Consider the following 12260-nt stretch of genomic DNA (forward strand, 5'->3'; position numbering starts at 1 on the left):
GTTTAGTTAAGGACCCGGTGCGGCAGATGGGACAGTTCGTCTCGCCTAGTGGTACGCGGCCCGTCTGGCACGCGGTCCTGGCGACTACCCTCGAGGTGGGGCACAGCCACCCTTGGAGAGAGGTATCGGCGTAGGAATGAGCACTGAGACCCGCAAGCTGGATCGCGTCGTGATCCGCTTCGCCGGCGACTCCGGTGACGGCATGCAGCTCACCGGAGACCGGTTCACGTCCGAAGCGGCGGCGTTCGGCAACGACCTCGCCACGCAGCCCAACTTCCCCGCCGAGATCCGTGCGCCCCAGGGCACTCTCCCCGGCGTCTCGTCGTTCCAGCTCCACTTCGCCGACTACGACATCCTGACGCCGGGCGACCGGCCGGACGTGCTCGTGGCGATGAACCCGGCTGCCCTCAAGGCGAACGTCGTCGACCTGCCGGACGGCGGCATCCTCATCGTCAACACCGACGAGTTCACCAAGCGCAACCTGACGAAGGTCGGGTACGACTCGAACCCGCTCGAGGACGAGTCGCTCGACAAGTTCCAGGTGCACAAGGTCGCCATGGCGACGCTGACCATCGGCGCGCTGGAGGAGACCGGGCTCGGCAAGAAGGACGCCGAGCGCGCGAAGAACATGTTCGCGCTGGGCCTGCTCTCGTGGATGTACCACCGGCCGACCGAAGGCACCGAACGGTTCCTGCGCGAGAAGTTCGCGAAGAAGCCCGACATCGCCGAGGCCAACGTGCTGGCCTTCCGCGCCGGCTGGAACTACGGCGAGACCACGGAAGCCTTCGCGGTCACGTACGAGGTGGCGCCCGCGAAGCTGAACGTCGGCACCTACCGCCAGATCACCGGCAACACGGCGACGGCGTACGGCATCGTCGCGGCGGCGCAGCGCTCGAAGCTGCCCGTCGTGCTCGGCACGTACCCGATCACGCCGGCGTCGGACATCCTGCACGAGCTGAGCAAGCACAAGAACTTCGACATCACCACGGTGCAGGCCGAGGACGAGATCGCGGGCATCGGCATCGCCCTCGGCGCGTCCTACGGCGGTGCGCTCGGCGTCACGTCGACGTCGGGTCCCGGCATCGCGCTGAAGTCGGAGACCATCGGCCTCGCGGTGATGACCGAACTGCCGCTGCTGGTCATCGACGTGCAGCGCGGTGGCCCGTCCACCGGTCTGCCGACGAAGACCGAGCAGGCCGACCTGCTGCAGGCGATGTTCGGCCGCAACGGCGAGTCGCCGGTGCCGATCGTCGCGCCGCAGTCGCCGTCGGACTGCTTCGACGCCGTGGTGGACGCCGCCAGGATCGCTTTGAAGTACCGCACGCCGGTGCTGTTCCTCTCCGACGGCGCGGTCGCGAACGGTTCCGAGCCGTGGCTGATCCCCGACGTCGACTCGCTGCCCGATCTCCAAGTCGAGTTCGCGACCGACCCGGAGAACTTCCAGCCGTACTCGCGTGACCCGGAGACGCTGGCGCGTCCGTGGGCGGTGCCCGGTACTCCTGGTCTGCAGCACCGCATCGGCGGTCTGGAGAAGCAGGACATCACCGGCAACATCTCCTACGACCCGGAGAACCACGACCGGATGGTCCGCCTGCGCCAGGCGAAGATCGACGGCATCGAGGTCCCGGACGTCGAGGTCGACGACCCGAGCGGCGAGGCGAAGGTCCTGGTCGTGGGCTGGGGTTCGTCCTACGGCCCGATCGGTGCGGCCGCGCGCCGGGTTCGCAAGCTCGGTATGCCGGTCGCCCACGCGCACCTTCGGCACCTCAACCCGTTCCCGAAGAACCTGGGCGAAGTGCTGAAGAAGTACGACAAGGTGATCGTGCCGGAAATGAACCTGGGCCAGCTGGCGTTGCTGTTGAGGGCGAAGTATCTGGTGGACGCCGTCTCGTACACCAAGGTGCAGGGCCTGCCCTTCAAGGCGGAGGAGCTGCAGGACGTGCTCGCTGACGTGATCAAGGGGGTGTCGGCGTGACAGCGATCGACCTCGGAATTCCGGGATTGACCGGAGTTCCCACGACTGACGAGAAGCAGACGGCCAGGGACTACAAGTCCGACCAGGAAGTCCGCTGGTGCCCCGGCTGTGGCGACTACATCGTGCTCAACACCATGCAGTCGTTCCTGCCGTCGCTGGGCCTCAAGCGCGAGAACATCGTGTTCGTCTCGGGCATCGGGTGCTCGTCCCGCTTCCCGTACTACATGAACACCTACGGCATGCACTCCATCCACGGTCGTGCGCCGGCCATCGCCACGGGTCTCGCCGTGGCCCGGCCGGACCTGAGCGTGTGGGTGGTGACCGGTGACGGTGACGCGCTGTCGATCGGCGGCAACCACCTGATCCACACGTTGCGGCGCAACGTGAACCTCAAGATCCTGCTGTTCAACAACCGGATCTACGGCCTGACCAAGGGCCAGTACTCGCCGACCTCCGAGGAAGGCAAGGTCACCAAGTCGACCCCGCTCGGGTCGCTGGACCACCCGTTCAACCCGGTGTCGCTGGCACTGGGCGCGGAAGCCTCGTTCGTCGGCCGGGCGCTCGACTCGGACAAGGCCGGTCTGACCTCGGTGCTGCGTCAGGCGGCCGAGCACCGCGGTTCGGCGCTCGTCGAGATCTACCAGAACTGCCCGATCTTCAACGACGGCGCGTTCGACGTGCTGAAGGACGCGGACGAGGCACAGCGGCGGATCATCAACGTCGTCGACGGCGAGCCGATCCGCTTCGGCCGTGAGGGCGAGTACTGCGTGATCCGCGAGGGCTTCGGGCTCGCGGTCGCCAAGTCCGCCGACGTGGACGCGAGCGACATCGTGATTCACGACGCGTCGGACCTGAACCTGTCGTTCGCGCTCTCGCGGCTGTCGACGCAGGACCTCACGCACACCGTCACCGGTGTGTTCCGGAGGGCGGACAGGCCGACGTACGACGACAGCGCGCGGGCGCAGGTCAACGAGGCCAAGGCCACGAAGGCCGCCGACCTCAGCAAGCTGTTGCACGGCAAGGACACCTGGACCGTGGTCGGCTGACCCGGAACAACGCGAAAGGCCCGCCAGCGCGCTGCTGGCGGGCCTTTTCACATCCCAAGGATCAGGGAGCCGGTCGGAAGCCCGCCTTCTCAGCGTCGGCCTCGGTCCGGAACCACACGTCGGCGCGGGTCTCGACGAAGTTCGCGGATCCCTCGGTGTAGTAACGACGACCGGTCAGGGTCGCCTTCACCGCGAAGTCCGCGGCCGGCGCCAGACCGTCCGACTTGGGCAGCACCGAGCCCGGACCGAACGGCGAGCGCGGGTTGAAGCCCTCCGGCTGCTGGAAGCGCGACGATCCAGGTGCAGCAGCGGCGGCGGTGCCGTTGGGGCGGCCTCCCGTGGACGGTGAGAAGCCGACCGGGCGTGGGCGGGCCGGCAGCGCGGCGGCAGGGGCCGGTGGGGCCTCCTGCTTCGGCTGCTCGAAGGCCGCGAACGCGGAGAAGCTCTGCTGGCGCTGCTGGGTGGTGCGGCGGGCCTCGCGGATCGGCAGGCCGGCCTCGGTCACCCGCTGCGGCAGGTCGACCTCGACGGGCTCGGGCTCCGGCTCTGGCGGTGCGGCGAGCAGGGGCTCGTCGCTCGGCACGAACTTCGGCACGAACGGCTGGTCGTTGGTCGTGTCCGGGAGCTGGCGGGTCTGGCCGAGCGCCGGCAACGGCTCGTCCGCGTCGAGCAGCGGTTCGAAGAGCGAGCGCGGGTGGTCGGCCATGGGCGCGGCCGGAGCCGGTGGCGCTTCCACGGCGTGGTCGAACGCGGCAGCGACGGCGCGGGGCTGACGGCCGGTGCTCTCCAGCTCGGTCTCCGGCGGGGCACCGAACGCCGAGAACGGCGCGGGGGCCGGTGCACCGGGCGCACTGAAGGGCTGGACGTACCCAACCGGCTGGGCGCGACCGACCGGCTCCTCGTGCACCTCGGGCTCGGCCGGCTTGAAAACCTCGGGCTCGAGCGGTTCGCGCCGGGCGTGCGCGGGTTCCTGCTCGGGTTCGGGCTCGGTGAAGCCGGGCTCCTCGGCCAGCGTCGTCTCGAAGACGCCGTTGCGGACGTGCGGCGCGTCCAGGTCGAGCGGTTCGACCATGGTCTGCTCGGCGGGCGCCTCCGGCTCGACGAACCCGTCCAGCTGGCCGGAGATCTCGTCGCGCAGGCCGGGGTACTCGCCGGTCAGGTCGCTGGCCGGCCAGGAGCTCTCCTCGACCGCGATGAACGTCGTCTGCTCGGACTGGGTGAGCTCGGGTTCCTGCCGCTCGAACCGGGCGGGCTCGTCCTCCTGCTCGGCGGCCTCGTCGAGGAACGCCTCCTGCTCCTGCTCGGCCCAGACCTCGCGGGGCTGGTAGATGAAGTCCTCGACGTGCTCGTCGACCTCGGCGGGCGCGGTCGGCTCGTGCGAGGGCGGCGCGACCTCGGCGGTCGGCTCGGCCACGGTCGGCATGAACGACGTCTGCTCCGCGGGGAGCTCCGGCTCGTCGTCGAAGTCGGCGGCACTCAGCCCGGACCGCGGCAGGACCGTGGTCATCTCGGCCGGAGTCTCCTCCGGCACGTCCTCCGGGGAGAGACGCTCGAACAGGGAACGCGGGCGATCGTCCTCGTCCTCGTCGTCGGCGAGCGCCCTCTGCTCGGCCAGCTGCTCCTCGAACCGGCGCTGGGCCTCGTCCGCCTCCATGTACTGGCGGACCGGCGTGACCGGCTCCTGAACCTCAGGCTCTTCTTCGGCCTCAGGCTCTTCAGCAACGGGTTCCTCGGTCGCGGGTGCGACGGGCTCACCGAAGTAGGCAGGAGGCTCCACGTACGGCGCTGGAGCAGGCAGCGCGAGCATCGGCGCAGGCGTGGGAGGCGACAACACGTCGGCGCTCAACGACCGCGGCGGAGCGTCGTCCCACTCGTCGACCTCGAAGTCGTCGTCGCGGGCCACCGTCGCAATGGGCGGGGCCGACCGGCGTGCGTCGAGAAGTTGATCTTCGAGGTCGGCGACCTGCTTGCGTGCGGGTCGGACCATCACCAGCCAGGTGAGACCCACTCCCGCGACGAACGACAGCAGACTCCACAGCCAGACCTGCCCGAAGACATTCACGGGTAAGCCCCTTCTACGACCACACTCGGTCCCTACTCACTCGGAAGGGTGAGCATGGCCAAACTACAGTGCCTTCGATGATGCTCCGTCACTACGCCGTTCGGCGCAAATATCCGGAGGAAACGCCAGCGTAGAGTGGCATTTTGTGCCGCCCCTGACGACTTCTTCCCTCAGTTCGCCAGAAGTTCACACCCAGGGGCGAGGCGTCACGTACGGCGCACTCGCCTACGTCCTTTGGGGCCTGTTCCCGGCGTACTGGCCACTCCTCGTGCCCGCCCAGCCGGTCGAGGTGCTCGCACACCGGATCGTCTGGTCGTTCGTGACGCTCGCCATCGCCGTCGTGCTGCTCCGCCGGTGGCGTCCTTTCCTTGAGTTATCAGGAAAAGGCTGGCTCATCGTTACCGCCGCGGCGGTCTTGATCACGGTGAACTGGGGCACCTACATCTACGCCGTGAACAGCCAGCACGTGGTCGAGTCGGCACTCGGCTACTTCATCACGCCGCTGGTGAGCGTGGGACTCGGCATGATCTTCCTCAAGGAACGATTGCGTCTCGTTCAGGCCGTCGCGATCGGCGTGGTCGTCGTGGCTGTGATCGTGCTCACCGTCGACTACGGCAGGCTGCCGCTGATCTCGCTGATCCTGGCCTGCTCGTTCGGCATCTACGGGCTGCTCAAGAAGAAGGTGCCGCTGGACGCCATCTCCAGCCTCACCGCGGAGAGCGCGGTCATCGCCCCGATCGCGGTGATCTACCTCGTCGTGCTCGGCAGCGCGAACACCTTCACCACCGAAGGCATCGGCCACACGTTGATGATCCTCAGCACCGGCATCGTCACGGTGATCCCGTTGCTGCTGTTCGGTGCCGGCGCGCAACGGATTCCGCTGACCACGATGGGCATGCTGCAGTACCTCGCACCGGTCCTGCAGTTCATCTGGGGCGTGTTCGTCGTGCACGAACCCATGCCGCCCAGCAGGTGGATCGGGTTCGCGCTGGTGTGGCTGGCCCTGGCGATCTTCACCGTCGACGCGGTGCGGAACCGGCGCAAGCAGCTGCTCGCGCCGGTCGAGTAGGCCCCGTCAGTGCGAACGCGCCACGACGTAGGTGGCGAGCTCCTCCAACGCATCCCGCGCTGCGCATTCAGGCAGCTTGCCCAGCTCCGTGCGGGCCCGGTCCGCGTAGTCGTCGAGGGTTTCGCGCGCCTTGTCCATGCCGGAGGACTTGCGCAGCAGCCCAAGAGCCTCGTCCACCAGCTCGTCGTCGCTGATCGGCCCCGCCAGCAGCTCGGCGAGCCGCGTCTCGGAGGAGTCCGCCAGCGCGTAGAGCATCGGCAGCGTCTTCACGCCCTCGCGCAGGTCGGTGCCCGGCGTCTTGCCGGACTCGACCGACGGCGAGGCGATGTCGATGACGTCGTCGGAGATCTGGAACGCCGCACCGATCACCTCGGCGTACCGGCGCAATGCGTCGGTCTGCTCGTCGGTGGCGTCGGAGAACATGCCGCCGAACCGCGCCGCGGTGGCGATCAGCACGCCGGTCTTCTCCTCGATCACCTTGAGGTAGTGGGAGATCGGGTCCTCACCGGGCTGCGGGCCGACGGTCTCGCGCATCTGGCCGGTCACCAGGACCGAGAACGTCTCCGCGATGATCCGCGCCGCGTCCGTCCCCAGGTCGGCGGTCAGCCGTGACGCGTGGGCGAACAGGAAGTCACCCGTCAGGATCGCGATGCTGTTGTCCCACTTGGCGTTCGCGGAGACCGCGCCGCGCCGCATGGTCGCCTCGTCCATGACGTCGTCGTGGTACAGCGTGGCGAGGTGTGTGAGCTCGACCACAGTGGCCGCCTTGATGACCTTCTCGCGGTCCCAGTCGGTGCCGAACTGGGAGGCGAGCAGTGTGAAGAGCGGGCGGATCCGCTTTCCGCCCGCCTCCACAAGGTGAAGCGAGGTTTCCGTCACCGGGTGGAACTCGCTCTGCACGACGTCGCGCAGGATGCGCTCCACCTCGGCCAGACCGTCCTGGACTACCTCGGTGAGCACGGGGTCCACCAACGCGAACCCCGGTCCCTCATGCTCGCTACTGGTCACACCAGCAGACTACGTACACCTAGCTGAGGAAGGTGCCGGTACCCGCCCAATCGAGCACGAACGTGGGCCACAACCCGAGCACCAGGGTCACGACGGCACCCAACGTGATCGCGATCGTGGTGAACGCACCGGGCACGCTGACGGTCGGACCGTCCGGCGCCGGGTCGCTGAAGTACATCAGCACGATCACCCGCAGGTAGAAGAACGCCGCAACGGCCGAGGCCACCAGAGCGATCACCACGAGCGGCGTCAGGCCCGACTCGATCGCCGCGCTGAACACGACGAACTTGCCGATGAAGCCGGACGTCAGCGGAATGCCGGCCAGCGCCAGCAGCAGGAACGTGAAGACGCCCGCCACGATCGGCGACCGCTTCGCGAGACCCGCCCACTGCGACAGGTGCGTCGCCTCGCCGTCCGAGTTGCGGACCAGCGACACGATGCCGAACGCGGCGATCGTGGTGAAGCCGTACGCCAGCAGGTAGAACAGCGTCGCGCTCACACCGGGAGCCGTGCCCTCCGGGGTCAGCGCGATCGAGCCGATCAGCAGGAAGCCCGCGTGCGCCACGGACGAGTACGCGATCATGCGCTTCACGTCGGTCTGCGTGAGACCGAGCACCGCGCCGATCACCATCGACACGACCGCCACGCCCCACAGGACGCCGCGCCACTCCCACTGCGTGTTCTCGAACGCCACCGTGAGCACGCGCAGGATGCCGCCGAACGCGGCCACCTTGGTGCACGCGGCCATGAACGCCGTCACCGGCGTCGGCGCGCCCTGGTACACGTCCGGGGTCCAGGCGTGGAACGGGCCGACCGCCGCCTTGAACAGCAGACCCACCACCAGCAGGCCGAAGCCCGCGAACAGCAGCGTGTCCGAGCGGTCCGTGCCGGCCGCGGCCGACGCGATGGCCGAGAGCTTCACCGAGCCCGCGTAGCCGTACAGCAGAGCCACGCCGTACAGGAAGAACGCGGAGGCGAACGCGCCGAGCAGGAAGTACTTCACGGCCGCTTCCTGCGAGAGCAGGCGACGGCGGCGAGCCAGGCCGCACAGCAGGTACAGCGGCAGCGACAGGACTTCCAGCGCGATGAACATCGTCAGCAGGTCGTTCGACGCGACGAACGTCATCATGCCGCCGAGCGCGAACAGCGTGAGCGGGAAGACCTCGGTCTGCATGCCGGTCTTCGTCGCCTGCGCGCGGTCCTGGATGGTGCCGGGACGGATCGCGGCCTGGGCCACGAACACCCCACCCGGCTCCACCGAGCGGTCGGCGATCAGCAACACCGAGCCGAACGCCAGCACCAGCAACGTGCCCCACAGGAAGAGCGCGGGCGAGTCGACGGCGATCGCCCCCGCCAGCGTCGCCACACCCTGGGCGGGACGGTCCGACTGCGCGTAGAGGATCAACGCGCCGGTGGCCCCGACCAGCGTGACGAGGGACAGCACGAGCTGCACGGCCCACCGCTGGTACTTGGGCAGCAACGCTTCCAGCAGCACGCTGATGCACGCCGCGCCGAGCACGACGAGCACCGGCGCGATGGCGCCGTAATCGATCTCCGGCGCCTCGATCTGCTGCGCCTGAGCGACGAGAAGGTTCACGTCACTTGCCTTCCTGCACGGAGACCGGGTCGGTCACGCCGACCTCGGTCAGCGTCGCCCCGACAGTCGGGGTGATGACGTCGAGCACCGGCTGCGGGTAGAACCCGAGTGCCAGCACGATGACAACGAGCGGCGCCAGCACTGCGATCTCGCGCTTGTTGAGGTCGCCGATGGACGTCTTCTTCTCCGGGTCGCCGACAGCGCCCGGACCAGCGGCAGCCGCCACGAGGGCGTCGCCGCGCAGCGGGCCGGTCATCATCCGCTGGTAGAGCCACAGCACGTAGAGCGCCGCGAGCACCATGCCGACCGTCGCGAGAATCGTCGCGACCGGCTGCGTCGGGAACGAGCCGATCAGCACCAGGAACTCGGAGACGAACGAGTTCGTGCCCGGCAGCGACAGCGTGGTCAGACCGGAGATCAGCAGCATGCCGGCGAGCAGCGGCGCCACCTTCGACATGCCGCCGTAGTCGGAGATCTGCGACGAACCACCGCGCGCGATCACCATGCCGATCACCAGGATCAGCATGCCGGTCGAGATCGAGTGGTTGAGCATGTACGACACCGAGCCCACGCCGGCCTGCGACGTGAACGCGAAGATGCCGAGCGCGATGAAGCCGAAGTGCGCGATCGAGACGTACGCGAGGAACCGCTTCATGTCCCGCTGGCCCGTGGCGAGCAGCGATCCGTAAAGGACACCGGCCACCGCGAGCACAAGAATGTACGGCGCCAGGTTCTTCGACGCCGTCGGGAACATCGGCAGCAGGTAGCGCAGCATGCCGAACGTGCCGACCTTGTCCAGGATGCCGACGACGATCACCGTGACGCCGATGGGCGCCTCGGCCGCCGCGTCGGGCAGCCAGGTGTGGAACGGCACGAGCGGCGCCTTGATCGCGAACGCCAGGAAGAAGCCGAGGAACAGCCAGGTCTGCGTCGTCGGGTCGGCGTCGCGCACGACCGTCACCAGCGTCGCCCAGTCGAACGTGCCCTTGCCCAGCTCGTCCGACGCCATCGCGTAGGCGCCGATCGCGGAGGCCAGCATGATCAGGCCACCGAGGAACGAGTACAGGAAGAACTTGACCGCCGCGTACTGCCTGCGCGCGCCGCCGTAGCCGCCGATCAGGAAGTACATCGGGATCAGCATGACCTCGAACAGCACGTAGAACAGGAAGACGTCGGTGGCCGCGAACACCGCGACCGTCACCGAGGTCTGCACCAGGATCAGCGCGAGGTAGCCGCCCTGGGAACGGCCGGCGGGCAGCTTCTCCGTCCAGCCGGCACCGATCACCAGCGGGATCAGCAGTGCGATGACCGCGATCATCACCAGTGCGATGCCGTCGATGCCGAACGACAGCTGCACGCCGAACGCCGGGATCCAGTCCACCGCGGACTTGAGCTGGATGCGGTCGCCGTCCGGGTCGTAGGCGAACCACAGCATTCCGGCGAGCACCAGCTCGACGAGCGAGAACGCCAGTGCGACGAGCTTGACCTTCGTGTCGTCCTTGCGCAGGAACGCCACCACCAGCGCGCCGACCAGCGGCACGACCAGCAGTGCGATCAGAACCCAGCTCACGAGAACCTCACCACCAGGAGCGCCCCGAGCACGAAGATCGAGCCCAGCAGCATGGACAGTGCGTAGGAGCGGACGAACCCGGTCTGCAGCCTGCGCAACCGGCCGGAGCTACCGCCGAGCAGCGCCGCGGTGCCGTTGACCAGACCGTCGACGCCCTTCAGGTCGAGGAACACCAGCGCGCGGGTGAGCCAGGTGCCCGGCCGCGCGAAGAGGGCCTCGTTCAGTGCGTTGCCGTAGAGGTCCGCACGAGCCGCGCGCACCGGCCACGCCACCCGCGCCGGCGCCTCGACCGGCTGCTTGCCGCGAGCGAAGAGCAGGAACGCGAGTCCAGCACCGACCACCGCGAGCACGACGGTCAGGATCCCGACCATGCCGTGCGAGATGACGCCGTGCTCTTCCTTCAGCTCGCCCAGCGACGGCTCCAGCCAGCCGGCGAGACGTCCGCCGGAGGAGAGGAACCAGCCGCCGCCGATCGAGCCGACCGCCAGGATGATCATCGGGACGGTCATCGAGAGCGGGGACTCGTGCGGGTGGTAGTCGCGGCCGTCCTCGGACTTCAGCTCCTTCCAGCGGGGCTTGCCCAGGAAGACGAGGATCAGCAGGCGCGTCATGTAGAACGCGGTCAGCGCGGCACCGAGCAGCGCGACGCCGCCGAAGACCCACGGGCGCCAGCCTTCGCCGGTGAACGCCGCCGCGATGATGGCGTCCTTCGAGAAGTAGCCGGCGAACGGCGGGATGCCGATCAGCGCGAGGTAGCCGAGCGTCCAGGTGACGAACGTGATCGGCAGGAACTTCGCCAGGCCGCCCATCCGCCGGATGTTGCCCTCGTCGTTCATGCCGTGCATGACCGAACCGGCACCGAGGAAGAGCCCTGCCTTGAAGAAGCCGTGCGTGAGCAGGTGCATGATGCCGAGCGCGTAACCCACCGGGCCGAGGCCCACCGCGAGGATCATGTAGCCGATCTGCGAGACCGTGGAGTACGCCAGGACTTTCTTGAAGTCGTCGTAGGCGCAACCGATGATGCAACCGATCAGCAGCGTGACCGCACCGATGATCATCACGACCAGGCGGCCGTCGGCGGTGAGGTCGTAGAGCGGGTTCGAGCGGGCGATCAGGTACACACCCGCGGTCACCATCGTTGCCGCGTGGATCAGGGCGGACACCGGGGTCGGACCCGCCATGGCGTCCGGCAACCAGGCCTGCAGCGGGAACTGACCGGACTTGCCGCAGGCACCCAGGAGCAGCAGCAGCGTGATCGCGAGGACCTCGGCGGACGAGAACTCGCTGACCCGGCTGAAGACCTCGGTGTACTGCGTGGTCCCGAGCCGGTTGAACATCATGAAGATCGCGATGGCCAGACCGAGGTCACCGACGCGGTTCATCAGGAAGGCCTTCTTGGCCGCCGACGCCGCCTCAGGCTTGTACTGGTACCAGCCGATCAGCAGGTACGAGGCGAGACCGACGCCCTCCCAGCCGAAGTACAGGGTCACGAAACCGTTGCCCAGCACCAGCAGGAGCATCGCCGACACGAAGAGGTTGAGGTAGGCGAAGAACTTCCGCCTGCCTTCCTCGTGTGCCATGTAGCCGATCGAGTAGATGTGGATCAGCGAGCCCACACCGGTGATCAGCAGCACGAACGTGAGCGACAGCGGGTCGAGCCGCAGTCCGAACTCGACGGTCAGCGCGTTGACGTCGAGCCAGTTGAACAGGTGCAGGTTCTGCACCCGCTCTTCCGGCGACAGGCCGAGCGTCGAGAAGAACAGCGCGAGTCCGTAGCCGAACGCGCCGAGGATGGTGGCGCAGCCGAGCAGATGACCCCACTTGTCGGCGCGCTTGCCACCGACCAGCAGCACCACCGCGCCGAACGCGGGCAGCGCCAACAGAAGCCAGGCGAGACTAGCCAGCCCGCTGGCGGCAACAGGTTCCGTCACCG

The 12260-nt window shown here is 68.1% G+C and carries 8 protein-coding genes; 3 read left to right on the forward strand and 5 right to left on the reverse strand.

Annotated features, from left to right (window positions below):
• Window positions 1-136 precede the first annotated feature (136 nt).
• Together DI276_RS43000 and DI276_RS43005 are read left to right on the forward strand one after the other, a co-directional pair.
• Complete coding sequence (locus DI276_RS43000) at window positions 137-1975, forward strand: 2-oxoacid:acceptor oxidoreductase subunit alpha (protein ID WP_112274930.1); 1839 nt, start codon at window positions 137-139, stop codon at window positions 1973-1975.
• Window positions 1972-3021, forward strand: coding sequence for a 2-oxoacid:ferredoxin oxidoreductase subunit beta (locus DI276_RS43005; RefSeq protein WP_112274932.1), 1050 nt, complete (start codon window positions 1972-1974; stop codon window positions 3019-3021). The genes DI276_RS43000 and DI276_RS43005 overlap by 4 nt, the downstream gene beginning before the upstream one ends.
• Window positions 3022-3082: 61 nt before the next feature.
• Here the strand turns inward: DI276_RS43005 and DI276_RS43010 are convergent, their stop codons facing one another.
• Complete coding sequence (locus DI276_RS43010; protein ID WP_112274934.1) at window positions 3083-5083, reverse strand: sunset domain-containing protein; 2001 nt, start codon at window positions 5081-5083, stop codon at window positions 3083-3085.
• A 145-nt stretch (window positions 5084-5228) separates the two neighbouring features.
• Here DI276_RS43010 and rarD point away from each other — a divergent pair, with 145 nt between their 5' ends.
• Complete coding sequence (rarD, locus tag DI276_RS43015; protein WP_112274936.1) at window positions 5229-6152, forward strand: EamA family transporter RarD; 924 nt, start codon at window positions 5229-5231, stop codon at window positions 6150-6152.
• 6 nt (window positions 6153-6158) lie between these two features.
• Here the strand turns inward: rarD and DI276_RS43020 are convergent, their stop codons facing one another.
• Genes DI276_RS43020 through nuoL form a run of 4 tightly spaced genes read right to left on the reverse strand, consistent with a single transcriptional unit; the run spans window position 6159 to window position 12258 of the window.
• The gene (locus DI276_RS43020) at window positions 6159-7124 is read right to left on the reverse strand and encodes a polyprenyl synthetase family protein (protein WP_232837338.1); all 966 of its coding nucleotides are present in this window, start codon (window positions 7122-7124) and stop codon (window positions 6159-6161) included.
• Between the two features lie 55 nt (window positions 7125-7179).
• On the reverse strand, window positions 7180-8757 hold the full coding sequence (gene nuoN, locus DI276_RS43025) for an NADH-quinone oxidoreductase subunit NuoN (protein WP_112274940.1): 1578 nt from the start codon (window positions 8755-8757) through the stop codon (window positions 7180-7182).
• 1 nt (window position 8758) lies between these two features.
• The gene (locus DI276_RS43030; RefSeq protein WP_112274942.1) at window positions 8759-10327 is read right to left on the reverse strand and encodes an NADH-quinone oxidoreductase subunit M; all 1569 of its coding nucleotides are present in this window, start codon (window positions 10325-10327) and stop codon (window positions 8759-8761) included.
• Entirely contained in the window at window positions 10324-12258 is a 1935-nt protein-coding gene (gene nuoL, locus DI276_RS43035; protein WP_198681262.1) for an NADH-quinone oxidoreductase subunit L, read from the reverse strand. Before nuoL ends, DI276_RS43030 begins: the two co-directional genes overlap by 4 nt.
• Window positions 12259-12260 lie beyond the last annotated feature (2 nt).

Source organism: Lentzea terrae, assembly GCF_003265345.1.
GTDB classification, from domain to species: domain Bacteria; phylum Actinomycetota; class Actinomycetes; order Mycobacteriales; family Pseudonocardiaceae; genus Lentzea; species Lentzea terrae.

Excerpts from the sequence above, each read along its gene's own strand:
- DI276_RS43000 (WP_112274930.1), top strand. The coding sequence starts at position 137 with ATGAGCACTGAGACCCGCAAGCTGGATCGCGTCGTGATCCGCTTCGCC.